This window comes from Flavobacterium ginsengisoli, from assembly GCF_029625315.1.
Lineage (GTDB): Bacteria > Bacteroidota > Bacteroidia > Flavobacteriales > Flavobacteriaceae > Flavobacterium > Flavobacterium ginsengisoli.
In genome coordinates this window covers 4,110,615-4,125,723 of sequence record NZ_CP121110.1, presented here as the reverse complement: position 1 = coordinate 4,125,723, position 15,109 = coordinate 4,110,615, and the positions used below count along the sequence as shown (strand labels likewise).

Annotated in this window: 13 protein-coding genes and 4 pseudogenes; 4 read left to right on the top strand and 13 right to left on the bottom strand. The window is 33.3% G+C overall.

The window, feature by feature from the left end; translation table 11 throughout:
• Positions 1-2 precede the first annotated feature (2 nt).
• The 6 genes and pseudogenes from P5P87_RS19340 to P5P87_RS19315 form a co-directional block, all read right to left on the bottom strand.
• A complete protein-coding gene (locus tag P5P87_RS19340; protein ID WP_198855474.1) occupies positions 3-863 on the bottom strand; it encodes a prephenate dehydrogenase in 861 nt (286 codons plus the stop codon).
• Between the two features lie 43 nt (positions 864-906).
• The gene (locus P5P87_RS19335; RefSeq protein ID WP_111376515.1) at positions 907-2,052 is read right to left on the bottom strand and encodes a pyridoxal phosphate-dependent aminotransferase; all 1,146 of its coding nucleotides are present in this window, start codon (positions 2,050-2,052) and stop codon (positions 907-909) included.
• Between the two features lie 83 nt (positions 2,053-2,135).
• Positions 2,136-2,975, bottom strand: a complete 840-nt coding sequence (locus tag P5P87_RS19330) for a prephenate dehydratase (RefSeq protein ID WP_278020307.1) — start codon at positions 2,973-2,975, stop codon at positions 2,136-2,138.
• A gap of 508 nt (positions 2,976-3,483) precedes the next feature.
• Positions 3,484-5,878: pseudogene (locus P5P87_RS19325) on the bottom strand (ribonucleoside-diphosphate reductase subunit alpha).
• Between the two features lie 262 nt (positions 5,879-6,140).
• Positions 6,141-7,118 carry a ribonucleotide-diphosphate reductase subunit beta gene (locus P5P87_RS19320; RefSeq protein WP_198855471.1) on the bottom strand — a complete coding sequence of 326 codons (978 nt, stop codon included), beginning with the start codon at positions 7,116-7,118 and terminating at the stop codon, positions 6,141-6,143.
• Between the two features lie 338 nt (positions 7,119-7,456).
• Positions 7,457-8,026 carry a DUF3109 family protein gene (locus P5P87_RS19315; RefSeq protein WP_278020306.1) on the bottom strand — a complete coding sequence of 190 codons (570 nt, stop codon included), beginning with the start codon at positions 8,024-8,026 and terminating at the stop codon, positions 7,457-7,459.
• A 321-nt stretch (positions 8,027-8,347) separates the two neighbouring features.
• On the opposite strand from P5P87_RS19315, the pseudogene P5P87_RS19310 reads away from it, so the two are divergent.
• From P5P87_RS19310 to P5P87_RS19300, 3 genes and pseudogenes are all read left to right on the top strand, one after another.
• A pseudogene (locus P5P87_RS19310) lies at positions 8,348-8,927 on the top strand (MarC family protein).
• 106 nt (positions 8,928-9,033) lie between these two features.
• Positions 9,034-9,237: a hypothetical protein gene (locus tag P5P87_RS19305; protein WP_095928256.1), complete on the top strand. Its 204-nt coding sequence runs from the start codon at positions 9,034-9,036 to the stop codon at positions 9,235-9,237.
• A gap of 1 nt (position 9,238) precedes the next feature.
• Positions 9,239-9,844 carry an FAD-dependent oxidoreductase gene (locus P5P87_RS19300; protein ID WP_278022816.1) on the top strand — a complete coding sequence of 202 codons (606 nt, stop codon included), beginning with the start codon at positions 9,239-9,241 and terminating at the stop codon, positions 9,842-9,844.
• Positions 9,845-9,849: 5 nt separating this feature from the next.
• On the opposite strand, the gene P5P87_RS19295 is transcribed toward P5P87_RS19300, so the two are convergent.
• From P5P87_RS19295 to P5P87_RS19270, 6 genes and pseudogenes are all read right to left on the bottom strand, one after another.
• On the bottom strand, positions 9,850-10,086 hold the full coding sequence (locus P5P87_RS19295; RefSeq protein WP_278020305.1) for a hypothetical protein: 237 nt from the start codon (positions 10,084-10,086) through the stop codon (positions 9,850-9,852).
• A gap of 414 nt (positions 10,087-10,500) precedes the next feature.
• Complete coding sequence (locus tag P5P87_RS19290) at positions 10,501-10,818, bottom strand: hypothetical protein (RefSeq protein ID WP_278020304.1); 318 nt, start codon at positions 10,816-10,818, stop codon at positions 10,501-10,503.
• Positions 10,819-10,948: 130 nt separating this feature from the next.
• Positions 10,949-11,314, bottom strand: a complete 366-nt coding sequence (locus tag P5P87_RS19285; protein ID WP_198855467.1) for a nuclear transport factor 2 family protein — start codon at positions 11,312-11,314, stop codon at positions 10,949-10,951.
• Between the two features lie 17 nt (positions 11,315-11,331).
• Entirely contained in the window at positions 11,332-12,909 is a 1,578-nt protein-coding gene (locus P5P87_RS19280; protein ID WP_198855466.1) for a S41 family peptidase, read from the bottom strand.
• Positions 12,909-13,342: pseudogene (locus P5P87_RS19275) on the bottom strand (deoxycytidylate deaminase). The gene P5P87_RS19280 and the pseudogene P5P87_RS19275 overlap by 1 nt, the downstream one beginning before the upstream one ends.
• Positions 13,343-13,347: 5 nt before the next feature.
• Positions 13,348-13,942 (bottom strand): annotated as a pseudogene (locus tag P5P87_RS19270) (HupE/UreJ family protein).
• Between the two features lie 168 nt (positions 13,943-14,110).
• Between P5P87_RS19270 and P5P87_RS19265 the strand changes: the two are divergent.
• Positions 14,111-14,542 carry a TerB family tellurite resistance protein gene (locus tag P5P87_RS19265; RefSeq protein ID WP_278020303.1) on the top strand — a complete coding sequence of 144 codons (432 nt, stop codon included), beginning with the start codon at positions 14,111-14,113 and terminating at the stop codon, positions 14,540-14,542.
• Between the two features lie 74 nt (positions 14,543-14,616).
• On the opposite strand, the gene P5P87_RS19260 is transcribed toward P5P87_RS19265, so the two are convergent.
• Positions 14,617-15,033, bottom strand: coding sequence for a hypothetical protein (locus P5P87_RS19260; RefSeq protein WP_278020302.1), 417 nt, complete (start codon positions 15,031-15,033; stop codon positions 14,617-14,619).
• Positions 15,034-15,109: the final 76 nt, after the last annotated feature.

Here is a 15,109-nt window from a genome sequence, read left to right as displayed (position 1 = left end):
ATTTACTTTTTAGTTGTTGTTAATCCGTTTAGTATTTCTTTTATTTTATTTGTGCTTTCCATTTCTTCAAAAATGGCATTGTAATTTTCATCTTTCAACAAATCTCTAAACCGACTGAGATTTGCAATGTAAGCTTCTAAAGTTTCCAGAACGTGTTCTTTGTTTTGCTTAAAAATCGGTGTCCACATTGCCGGCGAACTTTTTGCTAAACGAACCGTACTTTCAAATCCACTTCCCGCCATATCAAAAATATCCTGTTCGTCTTTTTCTTTGTTCATTACTGTTTTTCCAAGCATAAACGAACTAATGTGCGATAAATGCGAAACATAAGCAATGTGTTTATCGTGCGAAACGGGATCCATATATCGAATTCTCATTCCAATTGAAGTAAAAAGATTTAATGCTTTTTCCTGTAATTTAAAAGCTGTCTTTTCGACTTCACAGATAATATTTGTCTTTCCTTGAAACAAACCTCTTATTGCTGCCGATGGTCCCGAAAACTCTGTTCCGGCAATTGGGTGCGTTGCAATAAAATTTCTTCTTTTCGGGTGATTGGCCACTGCTTCACAAATTGGTTTTTTAGTAGATCCTACTTCAAAAACAATCGTTTTTTCTCCTACAGCATCCAAAACTTTAGGTAAAACCGTTAGCGCTACATCTACAGGAACCGAAACAATTACAAAATCTGCTTTTTGTAAATCTTCAAAGTTTCCTGCTTCGTCAATAACTCCAAGATCAATTGCTTCCTGCAAATGTTTTTCGTTATTATCGATTCCTAAAATAGTCGCATCAGGATAACGCCCTTTGATGTCTAACACCATCGAACCGCCTATTAACCCTATTCCTATTACGTATACTTTCATATCTTTTTAAATTCCAAGTTTAAAAAAGTCTTTACTCTTGCTTCTAAAATCTATCAATCGCTTCTTGTACTTTTTCTTCTTTTACACATAATGAGAATCTAATATATCCTTCACCGTTACTTCCAAAAATGGTTCCTGGTGTAATGAAAATATGCTTCTCATATAATATTTCGTCAATGAACTTTTCTGCTGATTCAATTCCTTCTGGCAATTTTGCCCAAACAAAAAGACCAACTCCTTCTTTATATACTTTGCAGTTTAATTTTTCTGCAAGTTTTTCCGTCAATTCTCTTCGGCGTCTGTAAATTTTATTTTGGTCTTCAAACCAAGACTTATCACATTTTAACGCTGCGATTGCGCCTTTTTGAATTCCGTAGTACATTCCGCTGTCCATGTTGCTTTTTACTTTTAGGACTGCATCGATAATTTCAGGATTTCCTAAAACCATTCCGACTCTCCAGCCAGCCATGTTGAATGTTTTACTTAGCGAATTCAATTCTAAAGCCACATCTTTCGCTCCTTCAACTTGCAACAAACTCATCGGATTATCATTCAAAACAAAACTATACGGATTGTCGTTGATCAATAATATATTGTGTTTTTTAGCAAAGGCAACCAATTTTTCAAATAACGCCAAACTTCCTCTCGCTCCTGTCGGCATGTGTGGATAACCCAGCCACATAATTTTTACTTTCGAAAGATCTAACTTCTCAAGAGCTTCAAAATCCGGTTCCCATCCGTTTTCTTCTTTCAAATCATAATAAACCGGAACTGCCTGAACCAAATTGGTTACCGAAGTATAAGTCGGGTAACCTGGATTCGGAATTAAAACGTGATCGCCTTCATTTAAAAATGCTAACGAAATGTGCATAATTCCTTCTTTCGAACCCATAAGAGGTAAAATCTCATTATTCGGATTCACTTCAACACCAAACTGATCACGATAAAAATCTGCCATCGCCTGCCTCATTTCTGGTAATCCCTGATAGCTTTGATATCCATGCCCGTTTTCGTCTTGAATTGCTGCAGCGACTGCTTCAATTACTGCTTTTGACGGACTCAAATCAGGGCTTCCAATTCCCATATTGATGATCGATTTTCCTTCAGACATCAACTGACGAACTTCTCTTAGTTTTGATGAGAAGTAGTATTCTTCAACTGTGTCTAATCGTTTTGCTGTTGTAATCATTGTTTTTAAATTTTGCTATATGCTTTAAGCTTTACGCTATATGCTTTTCTATTTTTGACTTTATGACTTTCGACTTTTCAACTTTATGACTCAGTCAAAGGTTTTGTGTTTTTATATTCTCCCAACACTTTGAAATATTCTGCCATTATGTTTAATAACGCTTTGGCTTTTGCGAAATCTTCGTATTTCTCGAATGTTACGTCTACGAAGAATGAATATTTCCAAGGTGTTTCTATTTTTGGAAGCGACTGGATTTTTGTCAAATTCAGTTTGCAGTCACTCATTACATTCAAAACCGCGACTAAACTTCCTCTTTTATGATCTAATTCAAATTTTACAGATGCTCTATTGATTTCGCTTTCTGGCAAAAATGAATTTTGCTTTTTAATAATTACGAAACGAGTCATATTATTTTTGATCGTTTGAATTGATGATGCAATAATATCCAGATCGTACATTTCAGAAGCGGTTACACTTGCAATTGCCGCAATTCCAGTCAATTGTTTTTCTTGAATTCTTCTTGCTGTTTCAGCTGTATCTTTATCCTCAACCAATTTGATATTTGGATATTGTTTCAAGAAATCCATACACTGCAAAAGTGCCATTGGGTGCGAATGAACTTCTCTTATGTCTTCAATTTTCTGACCTTTTAAAGCCATTAAATTCTGCTGAATGTTTAAATAATGCTCTCCAATTATGTGTAAATTATTCTTGTCAATCAATGCATAATTTGGGATAATCGGCCCTGCAATTGAATTTTCGATCGCCATTACAGCTTGATCCGATTTTCCGGCAATAAGGCTGTCGATCAATTCTTCAAAAGACAAACATTCATCAATATCCACATTTTCAGAGAAATACTCTTTTACAACCTGATGATGAAATGATCCTTTAATACCTTGTATTGCAATTTTCGTTGTCATATAGTCAAAAAAAAATCCTGATTTGCATCAGGATTGTATATTAGTTTTATTTGTCTTAAAATTTTTCTCAAATAACCATAGCACAATCCTCACTTCTACTAAAGAAGAAATAAAAAGAGTTGCTAAAATAAAAACGGTTACTTGCCATTTTGTTTGTGTTTTGTTTTAAATTCTCTGCGAATGTATAAATTATTTTTAGTGCACCAAAAAAAGATTGCATTTTATGAAACAAAAAGGGATTTCTTAACAAATTTAGCAGGTTTTGTATGATAATATAAAAAAATCGGCTTAAAATGAGAATATTAAAATGAGGTTCTGAGGTTCTAAGATGCTGAGAGTCTAAGTTTTTTTTGCTACGAATTCACAAATTGACTCAAATCATTATGATTATAAAATATAATTTCACAGATTTTCCAAATAAAATTCGTGAATTCGTGGCTATAAAAAAAGCGACTATCATTACAATAACTGCTTTTCGTATATCAAATTAAAAATTAAAAATCTAAAATTAAGACCCACACATTTCACAATCTTCAGGATCTGCGGCTTGTGCTTTTAAAAGCATCGCTTTGTAATCCTCAACGCTGATTGCCTCAGTTTCCTGAACTAAAGATGGTGCTGTCTCTTCTTTTTTATCGTTGTTTAATGTGAATTTAATCGCATCTACAGCCGCTTTTGTTCTTAAGTAATACATTCCTGTTTTTAAACCAGATTGCCAAGCGTAGAAGTGCATTGACGTCAGTTTAGAATAGTTAGCATCTTGCATGAACAAGTTCAACGATTGAGACTGGTCAATGAAATATCCTCTTTGACGAGACATGTCGATAATATCTTTCATCGACATTTCCCAAACTGTTTTGTAAAGATCTTTTAAGTCTTGTGGAATCTTATCAATGTTTTGAACAGATCCGTTATGACGCATAATTTCTTGTTTCAAATCTTCGTTCCATAAACCTAGTTTTACTAAATCTTCTAGTAAATGTTTGTTCACTACGATGAACTCTCCAGACAATACACGACGTGTGTAAATGTTTGACGTATATGGTTCGAAAGCTTCGTTGTTTCCTAAGATTTGAGAAGTCGATGCAGTTGGCATTGGCGCAACTAACAATGAGTTACGAACTCCGTGCTCTACAACTTCTTTTCTTAATGAAGCCCAGTCCCAACGGCCTGACAATTCTTCATCTTTCATTCCCCACATATTGTGTTGGAATTCTCCTTGTGACATTGGCGAACCTTCGAAAGTTGAATATGGACCTTCTTCTTTTGCCATTTCCATAGAAGCGGTTACAGCAGCAAAGTATAAAGTTTCGAAAATCTCTTGGTTCAGTTTTTTAGCTTCATCACTTGTAAACGGCATACGCAACATAATAAAAGCATCAGCCAAACCTTGCACACCTAAACCAACTGGACGGTGACGCATGTTAGAATTTTCAGCTTCTTTTACTGGATAGTAGTTTCTGTCGATTACTTTATTCAAGTTACGAGTTACACGTTTTGTAACATTGTAAAGTGCTTGGTGATCAAATTCTCCGTTATCAATAAACATTGGCAATGAGATTGATGCCAAGTTACAAACTGCGATTTCATCTTTAGAAGTAAACTCCATAATCTCTGTACACAAGTTTGAAGAACGAATTGTTCCTAAATTCTTGTGATTCGATTTACGGTTTGTCGCATCTTTGTACAACATATATGGTGTTCCAGTCTCAATTTGTGATTCCAGGATTTTCTCCCATAATTCACGAGCACGGATTGTTTTTCTTCCTTTTCCTCTAAATTCGTAATCCGTATACAATGCTTCGAATTCATCTCCATAAACATCATATAATCCTGGACATTCGTTAGGACACATTAAAGTCCATGTTGAATCTTCCTGAACACGTTTCATGAACAAATCTGAAGTCCACATTGCGAAGAATAAATCTCTCGCACGCATTTCTTCTTTTCCTGTATTTTTCTTTAAATCCAAGAAATCAAAGATATCAGCATGCCAAGTTTCGATGTAAATCGCAAAACTTCCTTTACGTTTTCCTCCACCTTGATCTACGTAACGCGCTGTATCGTTGAATACTCTCAACATTGGAACAATTCCGTTTGAAGTTCCGTTTGTACCGCGAATGTAAGATCCAGTTGCACGAACGTTATGAATAGATAGTCCAATTCCTCCCGCAGATTGCGAGATTTTTGCTGTTTGTTTTAATGTATCGTAAATACCATCAATACTATCATCTTGCATTGCCAAAAGGAAACAAGAAGACATTTGCGGTTTTGGAGTTCCTGCATTGAACAACGTTGGTGTTGCGTGCGTAAAGAACTTTTTAGACATTAAATCGTAAGTTTCAATAACCGATTTTAAATCGTCTAAGTGAATACCGACAGAAACACGCATTAACATGTGCTGTGGACGCTCAACAATTTTTCCGTTTATTTTAAGAAGATAAGAACGTTCTAAGGTTTTGAAACCAAAGTAATCGTAATTAAAATCTCTTGTATAAATAATATGAGAATCTAAAAAAGCGACATTTTCCTGAATTACTTTGTAAACATCATCAGCAATTAATGGTGCATCTTGTCCATTTCTTGGGTTAACGTATGCGTACATATCTTTCATCGTTTCAGAGAAAGATTTTTTAGTATTTGAATGTAGATTAGAAATAGCTATACGAGCTGCTAATTGAGCATAATCAGGATGCGCAATTGTCATAGAAGCCGCTGTTTCTGCTCGCAAGATTATCCAATTCAGAAGTCGAAACCCCATCATACAATCCTTCGATAACTCTCATGGCTACCTTTACTGGATCTACGAGCTCATTCAAGCCGTAACACAATTTTTTGATTCTTTCTGTAATCTTATCAAACATTACGGGCTCTCTGTGGCCATCTCTTTTTACTACATACATAAGCTTACCTTTTATAGTTATTGAAAAAATGAAAGTAACTAGAGAACGAACTCTAGTACTTAAACATTGCGTGTTTTTAAATTAATTTTAGAGAATTACCAAATTCTCAATAGTTACTCGTTTCAAATTCGAAAATCGAATTTAAATGCGTCAAAAATTGCTATTGAACCTGCGACTTGGGGAAAGAGATTCAACCTTAAAATATTCCTGTAATCTTTTTTAGCGTCTCTAGAAGATAGACGCTAAAAGTATTTTTTGTTGTCTAAAAATCTGCATCGAATGAAATTTTTTGAGCATCGCTGTCATTGTTCATCACACCTGACTTTTGATACTCTGCAACACGTTTTTCAAAGAAATTAGTTTTTCCTTGAAGAGAAATCATGTCCATGAAATCAAACGGATTCGCTGATCCATAAACACGCTCGCAGCCTAATTCTACTAATAATCTATCAGCAACAAATTCTAAATATTGCGTCATTAAAGTAGCGTTCATACCAATTAAACTTACCGGAAGAGATTCTGTAACAAATTGTCTTTCGATATCTAAAGCATCAACGATAATTTCTTTAATTCTTTCTTTTGGGACTTTGTTTACTAAATGGTGATTATGCAAGTGAACTGCAAAATCACAGTGTACACCTTCGTCACGAGAAATCAATTCATTAGAGAAAGTTAAACCTGGCATTAAACCACGTTTTTTCAACCAATAAATTGAACAGAAAGCACCTGAGAAAAAGATTCCTTCAACTGCAGCAAAAGCAATAAGCCTTTCAGCAAATGAATCTGACTCGATCCATTTTAAAGCCCATTCTCCTTTTTTTGCAATAGCTGGGAATACTTCCAAAGCATTAAACAATTCTGTTTTTTCTGCTTCGTCTTTAACGTATGTGTCAATTAACAAAGAATATGTTTCACTATGAATGTTTTCCATCATAATCTGGAAACCATAGAAAAATTTAGCTTCAGCATATTGAACTTCGTTTACAAAGTTCTCAGCAAGATTTTCGTTTACGATTCCGTCAGAAGCCGCAAAGAATGCCAAAATATGCTTAATGAAATATCTTTCGTCGTCATTAAGTTTATTATTCCAATCTGTCAAGTCTTGGTGCAAATCGATTTCTTCAGCAGTCCAGAAACTAGCTTCCATTTTTTTATACCATTCCCAAATATCATGATGTTTGATAGGAAAAATAACGAAACGATTTTTATTTTCTTGTAAGATTGGTTCTACTTGAGACATGACAATTTTTATTTAATTTTTATACCGAATTTTTTACTAATTCAATAGACTACAAAGATTGTCAATTAACGCCAAAAATGAAAGTCAAACTTATTCACAATTTGCCGTAGTTTTTAACAACGTTAATTTTTTGAAACATTTTTCATACAATAATCAAAATACTGTAAATGAATTATTTATACAAAATAATTAAAGCTCATAGCCCGTAAAATATAGACTTTTAAATATAAAAAACAAGAAATTTTGAATAGTTTTAAAAAGTTTTTTTTGAGTCAAAATTTTATTTTTTCGAGTCAAAAAAGCGCATAAAAAAAGCCTATCAAATAGGCTGTTTTTTTTTATGAATTTTTATGCTCTTCGGCTACTTTTTCGAGTTCCAAATACCAATCTTCGCCAAAGCGTCTAATAAGCGCCTCTTTCACAAATTTGTATACCGGAACTTCTAATTCTTTTCCTAACGAACAAGCGTCATCGCAAATATCCCATTTATCGTAATTTACCGTCGCAAATTCTGTGAAGTCTTTTACTCGAATTGGGTATAAATGACAAGAAACAGGTTTTTTCCAGTCAACTACTCCTTGATTATATGCTTGCTCGATTCCGCATAACGCAGTTTTTCCGTCAAAAATTACATACGCACAATCCTTATTATCAATAAGCGGAGTTTCAAGATCTCCATCAGTTCCTTTTACCCAAGTTCCTTGAGCTTCGATTGCTTCAATTCCTTCTTTTCGTAAAAAAGGTTTCACTTTTGGATAGATTTCTTCTAATATTTTGGTTTCAGCCTCATTCAAAGGCGCCCCCGCATCTCCATCAACACAACAAGCTCCTTTACAAGCAGACAAGTTGCACACAAATTCTTTTTCCAGAATATCCTCTGAAATAATAGTTTTACCTAACTGAAACATGATATTAAATACTGTAATTTATAAAGCGCAAAGATAGTCAAAGAAAACAGATAAAACACTGTAAATGTTTAACCGCAAAGTGCGTAGGAGAATTACGCAATCCCGATAGCTATCGGGAGCAAAATATTATTAATTTTTAGCCTTGCGAACTTTGCGTAATTTCTTTGCGAATCTTTGCGGTTAAATTACCAATTGTTACAAATATCACTTTTTTAACCAATAAAACATGTTTTTATAACAAAAATACATTGTATCGAAAAAACACCTAACTTTATTAACTACTTTTGCGACAGTTTTTTAAACCCTAAAAATCAAAGCGATATGTTAGAAATCGATTTTAAAGAAATCATTACCGTTAGTATGGTGCTTTTTGCCGTAATTGATATTGTTGGTTCAATTCCAATTATTGTGAATTTAAGAGCTAAAGTCGGACACATCGAATCTGAAAAAGCTTCTATTGTAGCAGGAGCTATTATGATTGTTTTTCTTTTTGTTGGGGAAGGTTTACTAAATTTAATTGGTATCGATGTTCATTCGTTTGCTGTCGCAGGATCTTTCGTATTATTCTTTCTTGCTTTAGAAATGATTTTAGGAATCAGAATTTATCGTGATGAAGAACCAGGTTCTGCTTCTATTGTGCCTTTGGCTTTTCCTTTAATTGCCGGAGCAGGAACTATGACAACTTTATTATCGCTTCGATCTCAGTTTCATACTATTAATATTATCATTGCAATTGTATTGAATATCATCTTAGTATACATCGTTTTAAAGTCTTCTAAAAAAATAGAAAATCTATTGGGAGAGAACGGACTGGGAGTGGTTCGCAAGACATTTGGAGTGATACTTTTAGCAATTGCTGTTAAATTATTCGCTCGCTAATGTTAAAGGTTTGTTTGTCTAAAATTTATTTTTATACATTTACCCCGTAAAATTTCTAAAATACAACTTTAAGGCAATTTCTCCATAAAGTTTTACTTTATTATTTTAGGCAAAAACAAAACAACCTTATGAAAATTTTCACTTCAATCTTAGTGCTTTTGGCATTAGCTTTAATTGTTTTTAATATTACGCTATTAGACTTTCAAAACCCTTTTCAAGGAGATAGTATGGTAGCTTTTATTGGAATCGCCGCTTCGTTTTGCGCTGTTTTGATTCTTTTGATTTTTAGAATTTCGAAAAGAATTGAAGAAAAAATGAATGACAACAGATAATATGTTTGATGTTTTAATTATTGGCGGAGGAGTATCTGGAATGTCTTGTGCTCTAGTCTTAGGATCCGCAAAAAATAAAACTTTTGTTACTGACAAAAAAATAGGAATTTTTGCTCATCAGAAAAATTCTTCTTTACAAGAGGCAATATTTTACAACGCTTACGGAATTACTCCAGGAAAATTAGGTTCTGAGCTTCTAACTGAAAGTACACAGGATTTAGCAACAACTTACCCACATATTACTCAGATTCCAAATGAGAAAGTAATGAAAATTGAGGGCAGTTATCCTGAATTTACAGTAGTGACCAACAAGAATTCATACAAAACAAAAAATATCGTGGTCGGAATTGGTTCAGCCAATACTTTCGACATTGAAGGTTTAATGCAATTTGTTGAACCTCACAAAAAAGCACTTCCAGAAAAACAACGAATTCAACTAAAAAACGAAGATCATAAAGTTGCTGACGGCATTTATGTAATCGGAACTTTAGCTGGATGGAGAAGTCAATTGGCAATTGCTGCCGGAAGTGGCGCTGCTGTAGCAACAGATATTCTTACTTTATGGAATAACGGCGTGCAGACTCACGCTCACGATAGTATTCGATAAAATTACTATTTGAATTTTACTTTATTATAAACTGGCAATCCTGGTAAAGGCATTGCCAATGTATCGTTATGCATTGAAAAAGATATAATCGCTTTCTTTTTTTCAGCAAAAGAAAGAGTGTCTTTCATTTTCTCATATTTTCCGTCAATCTGATTTACTTTTAAAGCAACGTATATTTTTTTTATAGCTGAATCTATATTGCTTGCTGTTTTGAAAATAATATTGATAATACTTTTCTTCATTGTTAGAATAAACAACTTTTAATCGAAACATCGAAGAGCTTTCCATACAACCATCTTGCTTATAAGAGCTTACAAGAACTTTACTTTTATCAATTTCAGGCAAAGACTTTACCAAATCAGTTATTAGTTTCACATCAATCTTTGAATGAAAATAAACTTCAGTTTTATTTGGAGAGAATTCGCACACATAGCTTAGATTCTCTCCATTTAAATTTAGAATAGAATATAATTTTGGCTGAATGTAAAATTTTCCTTTGAAAGATTCTGTAGGGTACTTTAAATCCCAATTATAACATATAACCTCAATACTTCTAATATCTTTTTGGCTTGAAGAGCATCCAAAACAAAAAAAGATCAAACCTATCAGAAGTTTTTTCATATATTAAACTAGTTTCTTTTAATGAAATTAAATCTTTATTTAACCGAAACGATTTCTGTTACTTTAATGTGACTTTCGTCCTCACTTTTCCATTTTTCTCCTTTTACAGATACTACATCGCCAATTTTTAATTGTTTGTAGTTTTGAGGTCCGCCAACGTTTACAATGCTAATTGTGGCAAAATAAACTTCTTTAGCATCTGTTGTAATTTTGGCTGTGTAGCCGTCTTTACCAGCTTCTATACCATCCACTTTTCCTGAAACTACAGCATTTGTATCGTTTTTCATAGTTGTGCAAGAGATTACAAAAGTCATTAAAAGCGCTAGAAAACTTATTCTTTTTAGATTTTTCATTTTTAAATATTTAAATGTGTAATAATCTCCAAGATTACTATTTTTTTCTTTAGCCACAGATTAAAAAGATTAAAAGGATTTTATAATCTGTGTTAATCTTTTTAATCTGTGGCTTCATATTATCCCAAAATTATGCCAGCTGGACGCAGCTTCCCGCAATAACCTTTAGATTTTTTCCTGTTTTTTTCCAAACCCTTATGTATTTGAAAACTCCGTTAATCGGATTACCATCATAAGACCCATTTAATGCGACTGTAACAGTAACGACTGCCGAATCTCCAATTATATTAACGATTTGATCAGAACCTTCCAAAGAATCAATTTTAATCTTTCCAGAACGGTAGGTCTGTAAATCGAAATCTTTAGTGATGGTTTGTCCGTCTGGCATATTGAACAATAAATCATCATGAAGAATTGTATCCAAAGCCAAAACATCCGATTTTTTAATGGCAGTTAGAAGTTCGATTTCTGCATTAACAACGGTTTCTATTTTCATGATATTAAAGATTGAAGTTATTTCTTTGGAGCTAGAATTGTTTTCATCATGGCATCTTCTTTTAAGATTACATCATAATAATACAATTCTCCATACAGCTGTCGGGCGAATTCAGCGGTAATATAACGGTTCACAAGCGCTTTCGTTTTATCCAATTTCAAATCTAAACCTGTCATCAGGATATAATTCTTGAATTTTTTGAAATACACATCTGAAGTTTTCATTTTAGCTAAAAACCCAGCAAAACTATCTCCTGCAAAAGCATTTCTGTTTTTGTCTAATTCTTCAAAAACAAAATGGCCAACAATTCCTGTTTGCAATAAATAAGCAACATTTTCATTTCCGTGCTCTGCTTCGATTGGAACAAAAACATCAGGAACAATTCCGCCACCACCGTAAACAATTTTACCTTTCGGAGTTTTAAATTTTAAAGAATCGGCCACTTTTATGCTATCTTTTGCATACAATTCGCCAGTTGCAATTCTAGATTCAGATTCTTTAAAATATTCTTCGTTTCCTTTTTTATATGGCTTCTGAATGGATCTTCCTGTCGGAGTATAATAACGCGCTACAGTTAATCGCACTGCAGATCCGTCATTGAAATCCATTTCTCTTTGAACTAGACCTTTTCCAAAAGAGCGTCTTCCGACAATTGTTCCGCGGTCATTATCTTGAATGGCTCCAGCTAAGATTTCGCTTGCAGAAGCACTATTTTCATTAATTAAAACATACACTTTTCCAGTTTCAAAACTTCCTGCTTTTGTGGCGTATGTTTTTTCGGTAGAACCGTTTTTGCTTTTTGTAAAAACGATTAATTGTTTGTCTTTCAAAAATTCATCTGCAATTGCAATTGCTTCTTCCATATAACCGCCTCCATTGTCGCGAAGGTCAATTACAAGGGACTGAATTCCTTTTTGTTTTAATCTCGTTAAACCTGTTTTGAACTCGTTGAAAGTAGTTTCTGCAAAACGGTTTATTTTGATGTAACCTACATTATCCCCAACTAACAAAGAAGCATCAACACTCTTAATCGGAATGATATCTCGTTTTACTTTAAACTTTAATTTCTTTTGTTCTGATTTTCTAAAAACAGTCAATTCAATTTCTGAACCTTGAAGACCTTTTAATTTAGAAAACAAACTATCAGAAGGCAGTTTTCTGCCATATAATTTGGTTTTTCCTGCAAATAAAATACGATCGCCAGATTTTATTCCCGCTTTAGCTGAAGGACCGTTTTCGACTGGCTTTATAATCGCTACCGAATCTTTATACATATAAAAATTGATTCCGATTCCGACGAAATCTCCTTTCATACTTTCGGCAACCTCAGCCTGTTCACTTGGCGGAATATAAACTGAATGCGGATCTAATTTAGAAAGAATATTATCGACTGTAAGGTTTACAATCGAATCGGTATTGACGCTATCAACATATTCGGTGTTGATAAAATCAATAAGTTTATTAAGCTTGGTTTTAGAGTAATTTTTAGCCAAAAGCTGGTCGCTTGCAGGAGCATTCATAAGGCTTCCGGCAATTGTTCCAAGGGCAAAAGTTGCTCCTATTACGATCGGCAAATATTTCGAATTAAATTTCATTACTCTTCCAAAACAGGAATATGTTCTACTTCTACACCTGCTTTTATTAAAAATTGAATTCCAGAATCGTCACGATATCCATCTTTGTACACCACTCTTTTTATTCCTGACTGATGTATTAATTTACTGCATTCTTTGCAAGGCGAAAGCGTAATATACAGTGTTGCGCCTTCACAAGACTGAGTCGATCTTGCTACTTTTAGAATGGCATTTGCTTCGGCGTGTAAAACATCCCATCGGGTTAATCCGTCTTCGTCTTCGCAAAGAATTTTTCAAATCCAGATGGCGTACCATTGTAACCATCAGAAATGATCATTCTATCTTTTACGATAATAGCACCAACTTGTTTACGTTTACAATAAGAAAGCAAACTCCACTCTTTTGCAATTCTCAGATATGCTTTATCGTATTTATTCCGTTTTTTTACTTCCATTTAATTTATCTGTTCCAAATTGGGCTTTCAATAATCATCGGAATTACAACTCCAATAATAAAAGCCGACATTACAAGTGCCCAGTCGCGTTTTGAAAAACGAAAAACAGTCTGCACTATATATGAAATTACCAGAACAACAAAAACTACTACTAGTTGAGCAGACTTCTATTCCTAAGGCAAACTCTCCCAAAGGTAACAATTTTGAGGTTGCAGAACCTCCTAAAATTGTTTTGAAATAATTAGAAAAACCTAGTCCGTGAATAATTCCAAAGAATAAAGTTATGAAAAATACCAGATTTACGCCATCATTTTTTGAGGTCTTTCCTGCTGTAAATAAATGATAAAGAGCTGTTACGAGAATTGTAATCGGAATCAAGAATTCTACAATATTTACTTTTATGGCAATTATTCCGTAAACAGAAAGAATTAAAGCCAAGGTATGACCAATTGTAAAAAGAGAAACCAATAAAAAAATCCTTTTCCAGTCTTTAAATAAATACGGAACGGTTAAGGCGATTAAAAAAAGAACGTGATCGTAAGCATTGATATCTAAAACGTGTTTTAATCCTATTTGAAAATAAATCCAAAATTGTGACATAGGTGTATTGCAATTAAATAATTAGGGGCTGTAAACTTACGATTAATTTTCAAACTTAAATATTCGAGAAGCCAAATCCTTCAATAAAGAAAAGTTAAATTTATGAGAATTTTAAAATTGTTAAATTAAAATAAAATTTATCTTTGTTTAACAAAAATACTTTTAATTATGTCATTTTCAGAATTATTTGATAGCGAATTCAAGCAAAGAAATAAAGGACACTTTTCTGCTATCGTACGTGTAGCACTAGCAGATGGAGTTGTATATCCAGAAGAAAAAGCCTTTTTAGACAAACTTGTCGCTCGTTTAGAAATTACAGAATCGGAATACGAAGAAATTCTTAGCGATCCTTTGAAATATCCGATCAATCCACCGTATTCTTACGTTCAACGTTTAGAGCGTTTATATGATTTAACAAGAATGGTTCATGTTGATCACCATCTTGAAGATAAACAAGAAGTGCTTCTAAAAAAGATAAGTGTTGCCCTTGGATTTACACCAAGCAACGTAGATTACATTATTGCAAAAGCATTGTCATTGGTTGACAAAAAAGTGGATGCAGATACTTTTATCTATGAAATGCAACATATGCATAAATAATATTCTTCTTTAAGAATTAATTTAAAAAAAGAAACCCGATAATTGATTTTATCGGGTTTCTTTTTTTAGATCGTTTATTTAGCTTGAACGACATTTATGCTATTAAAAAAATCTCCATTTTGGAGGCTAATAGAAAGAACTCTTTCTGCATTTGTTGCATTTTTATTCATTGTAATAATAATCGTTTTTCCATCCTTTCTCTCTACTTGAAATTCAGAATTTGTAACAACAAAGTCTTTTGAAATCTTATTAATATTACTCAAGTCAACCCCCACTTTATTTAGTGCAATACCATTCAACCACCAGCCATCATATTCTGAAGTAATAGTTACAGAATTACTTTCAGAACTAAAATTGGCTGTTTTTTGCGAAAGCTTGATATTGTCATCCCATTTTCCTTCAATATTAGGTCCATTTTTATCACTATCACAAGAAGCAAGTGGCAAAAACATTATACTTAATAAGAGTCCAAAAATTAATTTTAATTTCATAGTACTGGTTTTAGTTTGTCGGTTAAATTTAATCAAATTTTTCTCAGAAAAAATAATTCACTTATAAGATGTATTA